The sequence below is a fragment of the Exiguobacterium sp. U13-1 genome, assembly GCF_001750115.1.
Lineage (GTDB): Bacteria > Bacillota > Bacilli > Exiguobacteriales > Exiguobacteriaceae > Exiguobacterium_A > Exiguobacterium_A acetylicum.
The window spans coordinates 2985061-3000964 of sequence record NZ_CP015731.1 but is presented as its reverse complement, the minus strand read 5'-3'; the positions used below and the strand labels follow the sequence as shown (position 1 = coordinate 3000964).

Sequence of the window (15904 nt, the reverse complement as noted above, 5' to 3'; positions counted from 1 at the left end):
TAAGAGTGGAGGGATGACCATGAACGTACTATTGATTGAAGATGAACAAAAGTTAGCGCAGGTGACGGCACGCTTCCTCCGGCACCATGCATATGACGTAACGATTGCTGGTTCGTTAGCAGAGGCGAAACAGTGCCTGACGAGAGCATTTGATGCCGTTTTGATCGACGTCCGCTTACCGGACGGGGACGGTTGGTCGCTCGTTCCAAGTATTAAATCACAAGTTCAGCCACCGGTCGTCTTCATGATGACGTCGCGCGGCGAGGCCGATGATCGCGTCTTCGGACTTGAACTCGGTGCCGATGACTATCTCGTCAAACCGGTCGTTCTGAAGGAGTTGACGATCCGGCTTGAACGGGCATTAAAAGTCCGTCCGATCGCTCGCCATGCGTTCGGTGACTTGACGATCGATGAGAAGGGACGCCAAGTCAAAACAGGTGAGCGGGTGATCAGTCTCGCAAAGATGGAGTTCGAACTGTTACTCTATTTTATTGAACACCTCGGGGAGGCACTCAGTCGGGATCAGATTCTTGATGACGTCTGGGGATACGCATTCGGAGGCGATACCCGGACCGTTGATACACACGTTAAACAATTGCGGGATAAGTTACCCGTCATTAAACAACAATTGAAGACGGTCCACCGGGTCGGCTATCGATTGGAGGCGATTGAATGAAACGACGTCCTTTGATGCGGAAGTTTTTATACGCTGTCGTCGGTCCGCTGCTCGTGATGGGGGTTCTTAGTTTCGTCTTGACAGCGTTCCTCGTCAATCGGTTCGCAGAAGGCGAACGGTACGATCAACTCGCCCGGGAAGCGAACATCATCAAACAAGCGATTGAAGCTGACACGCCGATACCGCGTGATATTCAAGGATTTTTGACGACCGACGGGTTGACGCAACGGATCGGGGTACGTGGACCGGCGGGACGGTTGCCACTTCTCGATAATCTCAAGAAGGAAGATGTCATTGAAGTGCAAGACGAACGATTGCTGACGTATCAGTTGACCGTTGATAGAACACGCATCACGACGGTTCGACAAGCACCACTGGCAAGTAGTGCGCTGAGCGGTGTTTATCTCGCGATCGGACTTGCGTTACTCGTGACCCTATTGCTCGCATCATTGCTTGCTTACTATATGGGACGGCACCTGACACGACCGATCGTCACGCTCCGTTCCGTTGCCCAAAAGATTGGTGCTGGCGAGACGGACGTTGTCTTGCCGGCACGACCGAAGGATGAAGTCGGGGAGTTGATTGACGCGGTCGACGAGATGCAGACGCAACTGAAACAAAAGGATCATCTACAAAAAACGTTCATTGCCGGCATCACCCATGACTTGCGGACGCCGCTCGCGATCATTCGAAACGAGACCGAGGCGCTCGCAGCAGGTGTCATTCCCGTTGCTGAACTGCCTGACGTGACGACGAGCATTATCGAGGAGACGGATCGACTCGGTCATCTGATTGATGAGACGTTGCTTTATTCGAAGCTTGCCGGTGGACGAATGCCGCTTGAAAAAACGGATGTGTCACTCGATGAACTTGTGCTTGCGACAGTCGAACGCCTGCGCGGGACGTTCACGCAAGCAGGACTGACGCTGGCGACGGAGCTACAACCGGTAAAACAGTCACTTGATCCACGGATGTTCGAACGTGTCCTAATCAACTTCCTAATGAACGCCCGTTTTGCTTCGCCCGTCGGCGGGACGGTCACCGTTTGTTTAACAAATGAAGAATTGACGGTCGAGGATGAAGGAACGGGTGTCCGAGCAGAAGACCGGGCGACGATCTGGGACGTCTACGTTAAACAAGAAGGCAGTGCCGGACATGGACTCGGTCTTGCGATCAGTCGGATGATTCTTGATAGTCATCAATTCGACTATGGTGTTCGAGACCGAAGTGGTGGGGGAGCAGTCTTCTACGTTCGGTTTTAAACGGATTCTATCAGGCATACAAAAAGAGAGGTCAGTTTTCGGAAACCATTCCGGAACTGACCTCTCTTGAATTAATGTAACGATTATTGACCGTCGTTCGCATGAACGAGACTTGGTTTGACGAGAGTATAAAACTCATCGCTCATCCCGACACGGCTGCCCATCTGGCAAGCGAGTTCGAGTGTTTCTTTATAGAAGTTCGCGACGAGATCGTGATTCTTGATGTGCTCATCTTGCATCGCCTTTTTGACCCCGAGGACGACTTTTTCGATTTGCTCATCGGCATCATTACGGACCGGGACGACGTTTTCAGGAAGATCGACTTCCTTATCGTGTCCGTTGAAGCGGAACGATGCACCAAATCCGAGGTGCTCGAGGAAGAAGTGCGGTAACAGTTTACTAGCGAAGAACTGATGCCATTCCGTCTCTTTCATCGCTTCCATGTCACGCTTGAATGACGTTGTTGCTAGTGCATAGCGATCGTGTGTATCCTTCATGAACTTCTCGAGGATCGGAACCTGCATTGCAAACGCATTTTTGAGCAAGTTATCGAGCTGTTCTTGCGTTAATTGTTCTTGTTCAGTCATCGCTTTAACCCCATTTCGTTTCGTTATCCTTATCGTAAGAAATTTAGACAATTCCGTCAAATCTTTTTCGAGAATAGAGTTTACCTATTTCGCAAAAGGGAATCCATAACTATCAATCATTTTAGGGGGAGTCAGCATGAAACGAATCGCAATGACAGGAGTCTTACTCGGAGCATGTCTGACTCCAGTGACGGGCTTTGCAGCAAGTAACGTGACATACAGTAAAGGGGTCGTCGCGAATAAAACGTTCGGCTACACAGTCAAGACGACAGACGCGTTGAAGAAGGCAATCCAGCAAGACAAGGTCGAGCTCGTCAAGAACAAGACCGTTAAATCAAAATATGGTGTCGTGACGCGCAGTGGGACGTTCGCAATGTACTATAAAGTCAAGGGAACGGACCAACTACTCGTCAACTTGAACTACGAGCCGAAGAAGCTCTCAAAAAAACAATTCGACCGTGAAATCGGATATGGTACATATCTCGGAACGAAAGGTAGTAAAACGTACTACTACGTCTTACCGACAGAAGCTGTCAAAGGTGCTGTCGGCAAGAAAGCGATCGAAAACTTGATCGTCAAGGACGTTCCGCAGATGATGAAGACATTTAAACTGCAATGAGCACTAGCTTTTGCTAGTGCTTCTTTTATTCGTTCGGTATAGTTAAAAATGAGGTGAGTGAATTATGGAATGGAACGTCACAGACGTCAAACAGACAACAGATGTATTACAACTTGAAAAATGTGTCAACGATCATGATGGCATTGAATTAAAAGTCGCAGCCGATTGGATTGGCGAGAACGATTTTGCTATCTATGATGGTGAGCAATTAATTGGATACTTGCAAGCATTCGCGTATTTACCGACGGAATGGGAATTAAACGTCTTCGTTGATCCCGATTACCGAAAACAAGGCATCTTCACAGCACTCGTTGAAGCAGCACGTGCGCGGGCGACAGAAGCGGGCGCCGAAGCCTTCACGTTCGTCATTGATGACGCCAGTGAATCAGGTCAAGCTGTTCTTGGACGGCTAGGGGCTGAGTACCGGATGACGGAGTACAACATGATCTTGAAGAAGGCGCAGTTGTTCTTAAAAGCAGATCCCGATTTCGAACTACGGGAAGCGACAGCGGACGACCGTCCGTTCATCGTCGAAACGCTCGGCAAATCGTTCGGGAACACGGACGAAGAAGCGGAATCGATCTATCAAGCGATTGAATCTGACGACCGGATCACGTTCATCGGTGCCGCCGGCGGCAAACCGGTCGGTGTTATTCGTGCTTATCTCGCTTCTGATACACAAGCGAGCATTCACGCGTTCGCGGTTCGTCCAGAAGCCCAAGGTAATGGCTACGGGAAAAAGATGCTGAAGCTGATGGTTCAAGCGTTATTCCGGACAGGACGGACACAGCTCGAGCTTGACGTCGAAACGGATAACGACCGGGCGCTTGATCTTTACAAAGAAGCAGGATTCGTCGTCCATCGTGGCTATCAGTTCCACGTGTTGGCGGTTTAAAATAATGAGCGATTGACGGAAATTCCAGTGCATGCTGGATGCTCAAGTTGCTCCACTCCTACAGGAAAAAGCGCAGTTGCGCTGTCAGAGACAAACAAGACCTGGCTCTTCGCCTAAAGCGAGAGAGTCGCGGCTTGTGTCTCGCCTGAGGAAAGGGAGCAAGCCTTGAGTACATTCGCCGATCGTTTTTTATTTGTTATTTTACAAACTAAACAAAAACGTTGGAACCTTTTCTGCAATCCGTCGTATACTAGACATATGGAAAAAAAGAGGAGGCGACGTCATGGAGAGTCGACAGGATTCATTGCGGACGTTGAAGTGGGTATCAGGTGGAATGGAAGCGGTACTTGGGATTCCGCTCTTAGGTGGTTCAATCGTCTTTTTCTCAGGTTATAATGCCCTGTGGTTGATGCTCGCGTTTCACATCGTCGTCGTCGTATTGACGGCACGTGCTGGGAATGTCTCAAAAGGGAACATCGTCGGGATCGTCGCATCAACGGTCGGTGTCATTCCGGTCGTCGGGATGCTCTTACACATGGCAGCAGCGATCACAATCTTACTTGACGCAGCGTTCAGCAACCGAATCGTTACACGAACACATGTCAAACACGTCGAACCGATTCGACCACGTCCGGTCCGTCGGGAACAAGAAAAACAAGAAGACCATCCGTTCTGAGTTTTTTTCGTTGACAGCGAAAAACAAGCCGTGTAAAGTAAACAACAAGTTAAGCCATATCAATTACATCGACGACGCGGAGTAAGTATCGTCAACACTGCCGACCAAGCGAGTCAGGAATGGTGAGAGCCTGACACGGTAAGCTGAACGAGAATGGACCGCTGAGAGCCTGTTGAACCTTCGAGTAGACAGGACGGTTGCCCCCGTTACCGGGCTAGTTGGTTGTTGGACCAGCGACAAGTGGAGACGATTTTTCGTCTCAATCAGAGGTGGCACCGCGCGGATACAGGCGTCCTCTATGCATTAGCTGTTAGCTATGCGTAGAGGGCGCCTTTTGTTGTACGTCAAGGTATGCCGAATCATCCAACGCTCATCATATTTCTCAGGAGGCACTACACATGAAAAAGACATTGATCGCAGCGGCGAGCACGGCAGTCCTATTAGCAGGATGTGCAACGACAGAACCAACAGAAGACAAAAAAGCAGATAAGAAGGTCTTGCATACGATGGAGAGTTACGATCTCCTGTCGGTCGATCCGGCAGATGCCATCACGTCAAACATCTTCAACCAAATCTACGAAGGACTCTATCGCTTTGACGCGAACAACGAACTCGTTCCGGCGGCAGCGAAATCACATAGCGTGTCAGAGGACGGAAAAGTCTATACGTTCAAGCTTGACCCGAATGCCAAATGGTCGGACGGAAAGCCCGTCACAGCAGAGAATTTCCGCTATGCGTTCGAGCGTGTCGTCAAAACGAACTCACCGTTCGCTTACTTGCTTGAACCGATTGAAAAAACGACAGCGGTCGACGACGAGACACTCCAAATCGAACTGAAACGTCCGACACCATACTTCCTTAGCATGACGACGTTCGGCACGTATATGCCGGTCCGGGAAGATATCGTCAAAGCAGAAGGCGACCAGTTCGGGACGGATCCGAAGACAAACGTCTACAATGGACCGTTCACGTTCAAGAAATATCAAGCCGAGCAAGGTTATACGCTTGCGAAGAACGCTGAGTATGCGGACCGGAAGAACGTCAAGATCGATGAAGTCGACGTGAAGATCATCAAGGATCCGATGCTTGCAATCAACTTGTTCGAGTCCGGTGAACTTGATGTCGCACCACTTAACTCGGAAAACGTCGTCACGTATAAAGACCAAAAAGAGTACAACACGTTCAGTGACTCGCGGATGTTCTTCATTCGGATGAACGAAAAGACAGACGCTTTGAAAGACAAGAAAACACGTCAAGCAATCGACGCAGCGTACGATAAAAAAGCGATGACAGAGACATTGCTCGGAAACGGTTCACTGCCAGCGGATTACATCGTGCCGAAAGAACTTGATCCAAAGTATGACAATGCGCGTCAAATCGAATCATCGTATGATGCAGCATCTGCGAACAAAGTGCTCGCTAAACAAAATCTTGAGTTGACGATGTTAATCGAGGATGACGATGTCTCGAAAAAAATCGGTGAGTACATCCAAGGCGCGTTAAAGAAACAGAACGTTGACGTTAAATTGTTGTCACTACCGAAGAAAGAACGTCTCGCACGTGAAGGTCGAGGGGACTATGATTTGTCACTCGCGAGCTGGGCTCCTGACTATCAGGATGCGACGACATACTTGAATTTGTTCACGACCGGTAATCCATTTAACATGATGGACTACTCGAACAAACAGTATGACCGTCTCTTGAAACAGGCTGAAAGTGAACTCGATCAAGACAAGCGTCTTGCGTTACTCAGTAAAGCGGAAAGCTTGTTGCTCGACGATCAAGCAATCTCACCTGTCTACCAACGGAAGAATGCCTTCCTGCAAAACACAGAAGTCAAGAACCTCGCGCGACATAATGTCGGAACGGATATCTCATATAAGTATGTTGAGATTGAGCGGAAATAAGAAAGAGAGAGTGATGGATGTATTTAGTCCATCACTCTTTTTGATGTATTTTTGTCGTATCACTGGGAATCGTTTTTGAAAATCGGGTCAACTGACTTAAAACGGTTACAAAAGAAACCGATAGAGAGGACGGTGAAAGAAGATACAGGAAAGGGAGTTTCGGTTATGCGTAAATTACGAAGCAACTTGAAAGTACGGTTATTCTTTTGGGTCTTGGGCATCTCAGTCATCACGAGTGGTATCTCAGCCCAGCTCGTGCTCTATCTCCATCGTGGACTTGATGTCGCGGATACGAACGCGATCTGGATTGGAGCAGGGATTGGCTTATTGTTATCGTTGATTGGAACATCGTTGATTCAGCTGATTTTGCGTCAACCGATCAAAGCGATTGAAAAGGCAACAGAAACGGCACGCGAAGTCGCGAACGGCAACTTCAACGTCGATTTCGAGGAAGCAAAGCGCGGCGATGAAGTCGACCAATTGATGCATGAACTCGAAGTCATGGTTCTACATATCCGCAAACAAGCGACACAGATGGGAAGCTCAAGCGATAAGTTGACAGCGTCAGCGCAAGAGATTGCAGCAGCAGTCCAGGAAGGCAACGCGTCCGGTGAAAGCATTCGTTCAGCGATGGCAGAGCTATCCGCGAAGATGAACGAGAACGTCGATCAAGCCTACTTGTCGATGGATGCGCTCGGTGCCGTCAAACGGACGATGGATGAAGTCGCAAAAGAGATGAACGAAGCCTTGAAATCGGCAACGGTTATGCAAACGGAAGCGCAAAACGGCAAGACACTCGCAACGGATTCCGTCGAAGCAATGCATATGATTTCGAAGAAGATGGAACAGTCAGCGACACTGAACGGTCGTCTGACGGATATGACAGGTGAAATCTCGCGAATCACCGATGTCATCAGTGACATTTCAGCACAGACGAATTTACTCAGTTTGAACGCATCGATTGAAGCGGCACGCGCAGGTGAAGCAGGACGTGGTTTTGCCGTCGTAGCAGCAGAAGTCAAAAAACTAGCGGAACAGACAGCAACGTCCGCAAAAGAAATCACGGATTTGATTTCTGGAGTCAAACGTCTCGTCAATGATACGGCGAACGCGATGACCGATGTTCAAAGTGAAGTCGCGACTGGTGTTGGACTCGTTGAACAAGCAGGATCTTCTTTCGAAGAGATTCATCATTCGACAGAGAACGTTTACTCACGCGTTAAATCGGTTGACCAGCTCGTTGTCAAATCGGATCAGGAGATTGATCAAGTTGGCTTAACGACTGCGAATATCTTGGCAATGGTCGAGGAAGCGTCGAAACATGCGGAGCAAGTCTTGCAGGCATCGAGTCATCAAGCAGCATCGCTCGGTGAAGTGAATGGTGCGATGGAAGAGCTTGTTGCGGTAGCAGAGCAATTGCAAGCAGAGACAGGTGCGACGCGTCTTTAAATTATTAGGAAATCGTACATCTAAACCGGATGTGCGATTTTTTTGCATTTTTTTGAAAAAAGTTGTTAAACATTTCGAGTGGACGACGATATATAGAGTGGAAGCAGTCATCGACTTAATCCACCGTGTCACCATTGGGCCGGCCAGGGGGCACATCTCGGCGAAGACGGATCTTCAAAGAGACAAAAAAATTATCCTATGGAGGGAAATTATAATGATTATCAATCACAACATTACAGCGCTTAACACGCACAACAAATTGTCTGCAGCTTCTGCAGCGCAAAGCAAATCAATGGAGAAACTTGCTTCAGGTCTTCGCATCAACAAAGCTGGAGACGATGCAGCAGGTCTTTCAATTTCTGAAAAAATGCGTGCTCAAGTTCGTGGACTTGATCAAGCTTCACGAAATGCACAAGATGGTATTTCAATGATTCAAACAGCTGAAGGAGCTTTAAATGAAGTACACGCAATTTCTCAACGTATGCGTGAGTTAGCGGTTCAAGGTGCTAACGAAACAAATAATAGCGATGATAAAGGCGCGATTCTAGATGAATTAGAGCAGTTAGAAACTGAAATCAATCGTGTTTCTAAAACTACAGCATTCAACGATAAAAAATTATTGAATGGTGATCTATCTGCTAAGCTAGATTCAACTTCTGAATTAAAAGTAGGTACTGCAGCAGGTGCAGGTTCTGTAATTTCTGCAATTGATGTATCTGGAGCTTTAGCCAATCGTGACTATCAGTTTTCATACGATGATACGACTGATAAGTTAACGTTAACAAGAAGTGGAGATAACGTTGCTCAAACTATTACGTTACCTGCTACTGCTGGCGACTCTAAAACCCTATCGTTTAATGAATTGGGAATTAGTTTAACAGTTAGTGGTACAACTACAGCAGACCTTATTGGTGCAGCATTAGAAACAACAGCTACTGATACGATTAAAACTGCAGCAGGAAGTGGAGCGGCAGAATTTTTAATTGGTACAAAAGGAGGATCAGATGAAACTCTATCTGTATCTTTCGGAAAATACGACGCTTCGACAATTGGTAACATCGAATCTGCGAATGGTTCAGATACCATCGAACTAGCTTTAAATAAATTACAAGCTGCTAATGGATTAAGTAAATCTAATTTTGAAAACTTAATTTCTACAATGGATCGTTCAATTAAAGATATTTCAACACAACGTTCTTCTTTAGGTGCTAATCAAAACCGTCTAGAACATACAATCAACAACTTGAAAACATCGTCTGAAAATATCACAGCGGCTGAATCACGCGTTCGTGACGTTGATATGGCGAAAGAAATGATGAACCAAACAAAGAACTCGATTCTTGCACAAGCTGCACAAGCAATGTTGGCTCAATCGAATCAGACACCGCAGGGCGTTCTCCAACTCCTTCGATAATTGATTCTACCGGGCGTCTAATCTGGTAACGGATTAGAACATGACTGGGTGAATTGCTGGAACTCCTGAGAGCCTTGGTGTACGACAACGTGGCTGGAAACAGCGAGCGTGACCGTTCTGAAAAATATCAAGGATTGGACAATCAGCAGCCAAGCACCTGTAGGGAAACCTTGGTGAAGGTTCAACGACTAGGATAGACGACCTAATGGACTTGTCCGATGGTTATGAAATCCGTACTCCGTAAACGGCGGGGGAAGTGCCCAGCTCCTTGGATTTCAAGGATGAAGATATAGTCTTATCATTAGCGAAAGCTAATGCGCGTAGCAAGCGAACCAACAGCCGCAAGGCGTTCTCCAATTACTCCGTTAATCGTAATTGGCACATATCGATTGTTCAGGTCACGGACTCGTTCCGTGACCTTTTTTGTTATTGTTGTTTGACTAAAAGGTTTTATAAATCAATTAGTATAAAGAATTGAGCGATTACACCGATACACTACATAGAGAACAAAATAAGGAGTGACCGACTATGAATTCCATCAATACGGAAATTCGCCTTCATCTGCCTTCGAACGTCCTACCGTACGAAGCGACACGGAATGTGTTTGTGGAAGCGAATCAGGAAGCGTTAGCAGAAGAAGGAGTCGTCGTCCTACCGACACCCCAACACATTACGAAACTTGAAACAGCGATGGAACAAGCGAACATCAAACTTGAACTTCAACGGACAGGACTGAAGTTCGTTAAACATGAACAATTGAACGAATATTACATTCAAGTCGTTGATACGAATAATAACGTCGTGCAGGAAATTCCGAGTAAAAAGGAACTTGATTTTTTTGCGGCATTCATGGAATTTAATCAATTAATCGATAAACGGATTTAACCGAAAGGACTGATTGGATGGCAGGTATTCGACTGAGTGGTCTTGCAAGTGGAATAGATACAGAAACGATGATCAAACAATTGATGCAGGCGGAGCGAGCGCCGGTTGATCGGTTATCGCAAAAGAAACAGACGTTGACGTGGCAACGCGATGCGTACCGGGAGATAAACCGGGCGCTACTTGATTTCCGAACAGCGGCAAGTGACATGCTCTTATCAAAGAACTATCAATCGAAGACCGTTACGAGCTCGAATCCGACGGCATTGACGGTAACGGCGAGTCCAGCCGCATCAACTGGTAGTGTGACGATTGACAGTATTGATCAGCTGGCCAGTGCAGCATCCGTAACAATCGTTGCAGCAAGCGGGAAAAAGAGCGATGCGACCCTTGAAGAAAGTGGAATGTTCACAAAAGACGCGGACGGAAAAATCAATGTCCAAATCAACACATTTGATGCTTCAGGCGTAGCCGTGACGGAGACGTTACAGCTAGATGCGACTCAAAAAATTTCGGACTTAACAGCGGCAATCAACGGTAAAACAAGTCTCGGTATGAACGCGGTCTTCAATGATTTAACAGGAAAATTCGTCTTAACGAAAACGAGTACTGGTAACTTAAATCCCGCAGGAGCCGATATTTCTATCGTAGATGCTTCGACTAATACTGCGAAGGTCAATTCAGAGAATGCGACATTCGGCCGTGAAGGACAGAACGCCAAGTACACGATTGGTGGACAACAACTCGAACAAACAACGAATACGTTCACGCAGAACGGTCTGACGATCACGTTGAACAACGTCGCGACGACGGCAACAACGATCAATACGACGTTCGATACACAGAAAAACTTCGACTCGATCAAGAACTTCGTCGACAAATACAATGATGTCATCGATAAGATGAGCAAAAAAGTCCGTGAAGAAAAGTATCGTGATTTTCAGCCGTTGACGGACGCTCAGCGCAAGGAACTCAGCGAAGATGAAGTCAAGAAGTGGGAAGAGAAAGCGATGAGTGGTGTTCTGAAAAACGATAGCTACTTACAGGACGGCATGAATCAGTTCCGGAGTGCCATCTCGTCAAAAATCGATACCGGTTACTCGTATACGTCAGGTACGGATACGATTCAACTTCAGTACATGTCGCAAATTGGTATTACCTCGACGAGTGATTTCCGTGACGGTGGAAAGCTGAAAATCGATGAGACGAAACTGAAGAAGATGCTCGAAGAACAGCCAGAAGGCGTCTATAAACTATTCACAGCTGATGCACCTGAACCAACAAAAGATGGACAAGGAAATACCGTTCCGAATCCAAATGGACTCGACGGCTTTGTCCGTCAAATTCAAGGTTTCGCAACGACACTCCGCGATAAGGTTTCCGGAGTTGCTGGACGTGACGGAGCCGTTGCGACGACATATCGATTAGGAAAATCACTGGCTGATCTCGATAAAAGCATGCTGTCGTGGGAAGACAAGTTAAAACGAAAAGAAGACAGTTACTATCGCCGATTCGCGGCGATGGAACAAGCGATGAACCAAGCGAACAGTCAGTCGGCGACACTTGCTGGTTATCTCGGACAAGGACAATAACAAGGAGGAAACGCGATGAACCCTTATACTACGTATCAGACAAACTCGGTAACGACGGCGTTACCTCAAGATTTAACATTGATGTTATATGAGGGTTTGATCAAATTCTCGATGCTCGCGAAACGAGCGATCGAACAGAAAATGATTGAACAAAAAAATACGAACATCCAAAAAGCGCAAGCCATTATTAGTGAGTTGCAATTGACGCTCAATCAATCAATTGCCTTATCAAAGGACTTGAACAGTTTGTACGATTATATGCAAACACGCCTGATTGATGCGAATGTCAAAAATGACCTTGTTGCAATCGATGAAGTGATCGGTTTTGCGGAAGAATTCCGCGAGACGTGGAAAGAAGCGATGAAACTCGCACGGCAACGATGAGTCCGCTCGATCCGCTTCGCCTGAAGACAAAACGACTGATTGAACTGCTTGATCAAACGCCGAATGAAGAGACATATGACGAATGGATCGAGAAGATTCAAGGTCTCTTGAACGAACGGGAAGCATTCATTGCCGCACACTCGAATCTGCTGGCTGGTGCCAATCAAGCTGTCATCCAGGAACTCGTTGCTGATAGTCGGAAAATCGACTTGAAATTATCAGCGGAAACGGCTAAATTAGGGGTACAAATCAGTCAGTTGCGTCAGACGCAAACGAGTCGTAAATCGTACGTTGATCCGTATGAAGAAGTTGATCATAGTTTTTCACCGTATTTTGATTCTCGTCAGTAACTTTCTTGTGTGAGGGAGGGATCTTTCGTGACCAAGCGGGAAGACAAGAAGCGTCCCGTACCGCAGCCGTATTTCCAATCAGATGGCTCGTACGATCAGTTCATTGAACCGGACGTTGAATCGGAATCATGGGAAGAGTTCGAACGCCCTGTCTCCGATGCACCGGATGCCTATGAAGAAGAAAAATACCGTCGTGAGTCGTAAGCTTATGAAAAATGCCCTGTCCAAGCAAATGGACAGGGCATTTTGTCGTTTATTTAAAGCGGTAGGCGTTCTTCTCTTCCTGCTTAACGGTGTACATCGCTTCGTCCGCCCGTATCAAGAGTAGACTGGTCGTCCGTCCATCGTCTGGATAACGGGCGATACCAATCGACGGTGTCACTTGCATCGCCGTTGCGTCAAAAAAGAACGGATCATTTAAGCGGAGCAGAACGTTTTCTGCGTACGTAATCGTCTCGGCGCGACTGCGGGCGAGGAAGACGATAAACTCGTCACCACCGAGCCGCGCCGCCAAATCTTCATGCGTTAAATCGAGCTGCAGGCGACGTGCTGTCTCCTGGAGAACGTAATCTCCAGCATCATGCCCGTAACGGTCATTGATTTGTTTAAAGCCGTCGAGATCAATGAACAGTAGCGATCCTTCCGTCAGCGTTGCGAGCTGTGGACCAAGATAATCCTCAAAGTAACGCCGGTTCGGAAGTGCCGACAAGACATCGTGATAGCCGAGTTCCTGGAGCCACTTTTCTTGCGATAAGGCTTCGGTCAAATCGGACAGGATGACGTACAGATCAGCCTCACCCGGAATCGGGATTAACGTTACTTCGAACGTCCGTCCGTCGATGGGACGCATCAAGAGTTGCTTTTCACCGGTCTCAAGGTTTAGAAATGCCGCATTCAATTGCTCGACTAAGGCATCAGGAACGTAACCATGCGGGAAGTAACGTTCTGCTGCCGGGTTCATCGCTTTCTCATGCCCATTGCCATCGAGTCGAATGATTGGTTGTGGGTGGGCGAGGAACAGACGACGGTACTCTTCCTTCCGGAGTTCGAGTTGCGCTGTATGACGATCGATCCGGTGCGTCAGGTCAACCTCGAACGTCTCAAGTTCGGTCAGCAATTTTCGATTGAGCCGTTCGGAGAAAAACTGCCGGAACATAAACAACGAGAATAAGACAATCAGCGTCGGGAAGTAGACATCCTGCGCGATCGACAAGAACGTCACACCGGCAAGCAAGACGAGCAAACTAATATACGGTAAATAGGATCTTCCGAGTCGATCTCGTGCCGGCTGTTTCGGTGGGACATCCCTGAAGTAGACAGCAAGCTCAAACAGACTGACAGCGTAGAGCGGGAAGAAACAGGCGGCAAACGTCAATTCATTACGAATGAAAAATGTATAATACCCAAGATTCGCGACGATGAATAACATCATTGCGCGAATCAGTCGCTTATGGGTCGGACCGCGCAGTCCCGTCGCATACAAAATCAAAAAAAAGAACAACTGCGCAATAAAACTGATTGAATAGCCAAGCATGGCGACGAATTCGATGTCAGAGCGCGCGAACGTCGGTAAGTGCCTGAGGATGACCGTGTAGCCGAAGACGAAGACCATCCCGAACAAAAGCACACCATCGATGTACAGTAGCCGCGCATGACGAATGGACGACCAGTCGATCAGGCGAGCGAAGGCGATTGCTGTTAGCGCGAGAAAGGCAGTCAACGTCAAGTTGGCGGCGGAATCAACTTCCGGTGGATGCGGGAAGAAGGTCAGGATGAAATTGATCCAGAGGCCACTGGCGAACAAGAGAATCGCGATGCCAACCGAACGTTCCGAGTGTTTCGGGAAGAACCAACGCCTGGCTTTAACGGCGACGAAGGTAACGCCGAGTAACGTCGAAAGAACCGCGACGGGTGGAACGAATGGCGTTCCGCTGACGAGCAATATCAAACCGTAGCTCGTGAGTAGGTAAACAATGGGTAACGTCGGTCGCATCACAGACCTCCTTTCTCGAAGCGGTGTGTTGGCTTTTTTCGACGAGCGGTGAAAGAAATCCTTGCCCCGTCTGATGACGAACAAGGATTAGTCCTGCTCTTGCACCCATTCCCAGTGAATTCGTGCGTCTTTTTTAATTTTGTCAGTCGCCGTCTTGCTTTGGAACAAACGACTGTACCAGAGGCGAGCCGTGTCTTTCTCTTTCGTCACGGCGTACAGGTCAGCAATCCGTAGCAAGAGGACGTCTTCTGGAATCCCGCTCTCTTTGACGGACGTATAGTTGTCGTACAGCGGAAGATACTTCTCGATTGCTCGACTCGCCCAGAGTTGTTCATCGTCCGGTTGACCGGCCAAGCGGTGTAACCAGGACAAACGCACACCGAGCATCGCTTGGATCGCTGGCTTTTGTTCCGTAACTTGAGCCGTGTAGAGGCAAAGCTTATAAAGCTGAATTGCCTGCTCGATCGTCCGCTCGGTGCTAGCGAATGGTAGGACGGGGAGCGTTGGGAGGACGTGGTCCTGTAACGTCGTGCGCACATCTGGAGATAACTTCTCAAACGATTCGTGGAAGAAGAACCGGCAATGGCTACACTGGATCGGTTCGTAAAGGTAGACGTTGACGCCTTGATGGCGAACGAACCCATCGAAGTCGGTCGAAGCGACACGGATATGTCGCGACAGGACACGTTTCGTTTCCGTCGTCTTCAAGCAGAAGGGACAGATACATTTTTTAAGATATAGGTCTGGCATGTGGAGGAACTCCTCTAATCTGAATTAAACGAAGACGTTGACGAGCATGCCCTTGATCTCGCCGATTTGGTCGAGGATATCGAGACGGCGCGATTCACCAGAGATGACGGTATCCGTCAACTGGAGGAGCTTTGCGTCAACTTGTTCGACGACTTTATAAATCTTCGTCCGTCCGCGGCGGTTAAAGCCACGCTTCTCTTCGAGTTGTTGCGATTGGTCGAGGGCATCTTTTAGGAAGTCCTTGATTTTTTCTTTGTAGCTTTCGAGATGCTCGATCGTCTGGCTCTCAGCGAGTAATTGTCCGTGTTCTTCGACGAGCGCGAGCTTTTGTTGCAGGCGCTCATAACCTTTATGGTCCCGTTTCTCCTGCATCAAGGCAGAGAAGGTCGTTGACGCTTCGACTTCACGTGGACCGCCTTTTAAGGACTGTAGTCGTTGCGTTTCTTGGATGCGGCGGATATCCATCGG

General features: G+C 47.9%; 17 protein-coding genes and 1 other annotated feature. Of the genes, 13 read left to right on the top strand and 4 right to left on the bottom strand.

What is annotated here, in order from left to right:
- Positions 1 to 19 precede the first annotated feature (19 nt).
- Positions 20 to 676 carry a response regulator transcription factor gene (locus tag ESP131_RS15575; RefSeq protein ID WP_029342521.1) on the top strand — a complete coding sequence of 219 codons (657 nt, stop codon included), beginning with the start codon at positions 20 to 22 and terminating at the stop codon, positions 674 to 676.
- The gene (locus ESP131_RS15570) at positions 673 to 1938 is read left to right on the top strand and encodes a HAMP domain-containing sensor histidine kinase (RefSeq protein ID WP_029342520.1); all 1266 of its coding nucleotides are present in this window, start codon (positions 673 to 675) and stop codon (positions 1936 to 1938) included. The genes ESP131_RS15575 and ESP131_RS15570 overlap by 4 nt, the downstream gene beginning before the upstream one ends.
- Before the next feature lie 83 nt (positions 1939 to 2021).
- Here the strand turns inward: ESP131_RS15570 and ESP131_RS15565 are convergent, their stop codons facing one another.
- Positions 2022 to 2525 (bottom strand): hypothetical protein, encoded by a 504-nt coding sequence (locus tag ESP131_RS15565; RefSeq protein WP_029342519.1) that lies wholly within the window; start codon positions 2523 to 2525, stop codon positions 2022 to 2024.
- 136 nt (positions 2526 to 2661) lie between these two features.
- Between ESP131_RS15565 and ESP131_RS15560 the strand changes: the two genes are divergently transcribed.
- From ESP131_RS15560 to ESP131_RS16825, 11 genes are all read left to right on the top strand, one after another.
- The gene (locus ESP131_RS15560; protein ID WP_029342518.1) at positions 2662 to 3144 is read left to right on the top strand and encodes a hypothetical protein; all 483 of its coding nucleotides are present in this window, start codon (positions 2662 to 2664) and stop codon (positions 3142 to 3144) included.
- Positions 3145 to 3208: 64 nt separating this feature from the next.
- Positions 3209 to 4039 carry a GNAT family N-acetyltransferase gene (locus ESP131_RS15555; protein WP_029342517.1) on the top strand — a complete coding sequence of 277 codons (831 nt, stop codon included), beginning with the start codon at positions 3209 to 3211 and terminating at the stop codon, positions 4037 to 4039.
- 283 nt (positions 4040 to 4322) lie between these two features.
- The gene (locus ESP131_RS15550; RefSeq protein WP_029342516.1) at positions 4323 to 4715 is read left to right on the top strand and encodes a hypothetical protein; all 393 of its coding nucleotides are present in this window, start codon (positions 4323 to 4325) and stop codon (positions 4713 to 4715) included.
- 62 nt (positions 4716 to 4777) lie between these two features.
- Positions 4778 to 5015, top strand: a binding site (T-box leader).
- 98 nt (positions 5016 to 5113) lie between these two features.
- Positions 5114 to 6622, top strand: a complete 1509-nt coding sequence (locus ESP131_RS15545) for a peptide ABC transporter substrate-binding protein (RefSeq protein WP_029342515.1) — start codon at positions 5114 to 5116, stop codon at positions 6620 to 6622.
- 165 nt (positions 6623 to 6787) lie between these two features.
- Positions 6788 to 8071, top strand: a complete 1284-nt coding sequence (locus ESP131_RS15540) for a methyl-accepting chemotaxis protein (RefSeq protein WP_029342514.1) — start codon at positions 6788 to 6790, stop codon at positions 8069 to 8071.
- A 214-nt stretch (positions 8072 to 8285) separates the two neighbouring features.
- Positions 8286 to 9485, top strand: coding sequence for a flagellin N-terminal helical domain-containing protein (locus tag ESP131_RS15535; RefSeq protein WP_029342513.1), 1200 nt, complete (start codon positions 8286 to 8288; stop codon positions 9483 to 9485).
- A 528-nt stretch (positions 9486 to 10013) separates the two neighbouring features.
- Entirely contained in the window at positions 10014 to 10370 is a 357-nt protein-coding gene (locus ESP131_RS15530) for a flagellar protein FlaG (protein WP_029342512.1), read from the top strand.
- 17 nt (positions 10371 to 10387) lie between these two features.
- On the top strand, positions 10388 to 11959 hold the full coding sequence (fliD, locus tag ESP131_RS15525; RefSeq protein WP_029342511.1) for a flagellar filament capping protein FliD: 1572 nt from the start codon (positions 10388 to 10390) through the stop codon (positions 11957 to 11959).
- A 15-nt stretch (positions 11960 to 11974) separates the two neighbouring features.
- Positions 11975 to 12343 (top strand): flagellar export chaperone FliS, encoded by a 369-nt coding sequence (gene fliS / locus ESP131_RS15520; RefSeq protein WP_029342510.1) that lies wholly within the window; start codon positions 11975 to 11977, stop codon positions 12341 to 12343.
- Entirely contained in the window at positions 12340 to 12693 is a 354-nt protein-coding gene (locus ESP131_RS15515) for a hypothetical protein (protein WP_029342509.1), read from the top strand. The genes fliS and ESP131_RS15515 overlap by 4 nt, the downstream gene beginning before the upstream one ends.
- Positions 12694 to 12720: 27 nt before the next feature.
- Positions 12721 to 12897 (top strand): hypothetical protein, encoded by a 177-nt coding sequence (locus ESP131_RS16825; protein ID WP_169738097.1) that lies wholly within the window; start codon positions 12721 to 12723, stop codon positions 12895 to 12897.
- Positions 12898 to 12946: 49 nt separating this feature from the next.
- Here ESP131_RS16825 and ESP131_RS15510 read toward each other — a convergent pair whose 3' ends face one another.
- The 3 genes from ESP131_RS15510 to ESP131_RS15500 all read right to left on the bottom strand — a co-directional run bounded on the left by ESP131_RS15510 (position 12947) and on the right by ESP131_RS15500 (position 15901).
- Positions 12947 to 14686: a sensor domain-containing diguanylate cyclase gene (locus tag ESP131_RS15510; protein ID WP_152548193.1), complete on the bottom strand. Its 1740-nt coding sequence runs from the start codon at positions 14684 to 14686 to the stop codon at positions 12947 to 12949.
- Between the two features lie 87 nt (positions 14687 to 14773).
- Positions 14774 to 15436 (bottom strand): DUF2225 domain-containing protein, encoded by a 663-nt coding sequence (locus ESP131_RS15505; protein ID WP_029342507.1) that lies wholly within the window; start codon positions 15434 to 15436, stop codon positions 14774 to 14776.
- A gap of 24 nt (positions 15437 to 15460) precedes the next feature.
- Positions 15461 to 15901 carry a YaaR family protein gene (locus ESP131_RS15500; RefSeq protein ID WP_029342506.1) on the bottom strand — a complete coding sequence of 147 codons (441 nt, stop codon included), beginning with the start codon at positions 15899 to 15901 and terminating at the stop codon, positions 15461 to 15463.
- Positions 15902 to 15904: the final 3 nt, after the last annotated feature.

Coding starts and splice junctions, on each gene's coding strand:
- ESP131_RS15570 (WP_029342520.1), top strand. CDS start 673: ATGAAACGACGTCCTTTGATGCGGAAGTTTTTATACGCTGTCGTCGGT.
- ESP131_RS15545 (WP_029342515.1), top strand. CDS start 5,114: ATGAAAAAGACATTGATCGCAGCGGCGAGCACGGCAGTCCTATTAGCA.
- ESP131_RS15515 (WP_029342509.1), top strand. CDS start 12,340: ATGAGTCCGCTCGATCCGCTTCGCCTGAAGACAAAACGACTGATTGAA.
- ESP131_RS15500 (WP_029342506.1), bottom strand. CDS start 15,901: ATGGATATCCGCCGCATCCAAGAAACGCAACGACTACAGTCCTTAAAA.
- ESP131_RS15555 (WP_029342517.1), top strand. CDS start 3,209: ATGGAATGGAACGTCACAGACGTCAAACAGACAACAGATGTATTACAA.
- fliS (WP_029342510.1), top strand. CDS start 11,975: ATGAACCCTTATACTACGTATCAGACAAACTCGGTAACGACGGCGTTA.
- ESP131_RS15565 (WP_029342519.1), bottom strand. CDS start 2,525: ATGACTGAACAAGAACAATTAACGCAAGAACAGCTCGATAACTTGCTC.
- ESP131_RS15510 (WP_152548193.1), bottom strand. CDS start 14,686: ATGCGACCGACGTTACCCATTGTTTACCTACTCACGAGCTACGGTTTG.
- ESP131_RS15550 (WP_029342516.1), top strand. CDS start 4,323: ATGGAGAGTCGACAGGATTCATTGCGGACGTTGAAGTGGGTATCAGGT.
- ESP131_RS15575 (WP_029342521.1), top strand. CDS start 20: ATGAACGTACTATTGATTGAAGATGAACAAAAGTTAGCGCAGGTGACG.
- fliD (WP_029342511.1), top strand. CDS start 10,388: ATGGCAGGTATTCGACTGAGTGGTCTTGCAAGTGGAATAGATACAGAA.
- ESP131_RS15535 (WP_029342513.1), top strand. CDS start 8,286: ATGATTATCAATCACAACATTACAGCGCTTAACACGCACAACAAATTG.
- ESP131_RS15560 (WP_029342518.1), top strand. CDS start 2,662: ATGAAACGAATCGCAATGACAGGAGTCTTACTCGGAGCATGTCTGACT.
- ESP131_RS15530 (WP_029342512.1), top strand. CDS start 10,014: ATGAATTCCATCAATACGGAAATTCGCCTTCATCTGCCTTCGAACGTC.
- ESP131_RS15505 (WP_029342507.1), bottom strand. CDS start 15,436: ATGCCAGACCTATATCTTAAAAAATGTATCTGTCCCTTCTGCTTGAAG.
- ESP131_RS15540 (WP_029342514.1), top strand. CDS start 6,788: ATGCGTAAATTACGAAGCAACTTGAAAGTACGGTTATTCTTTTGGGTC.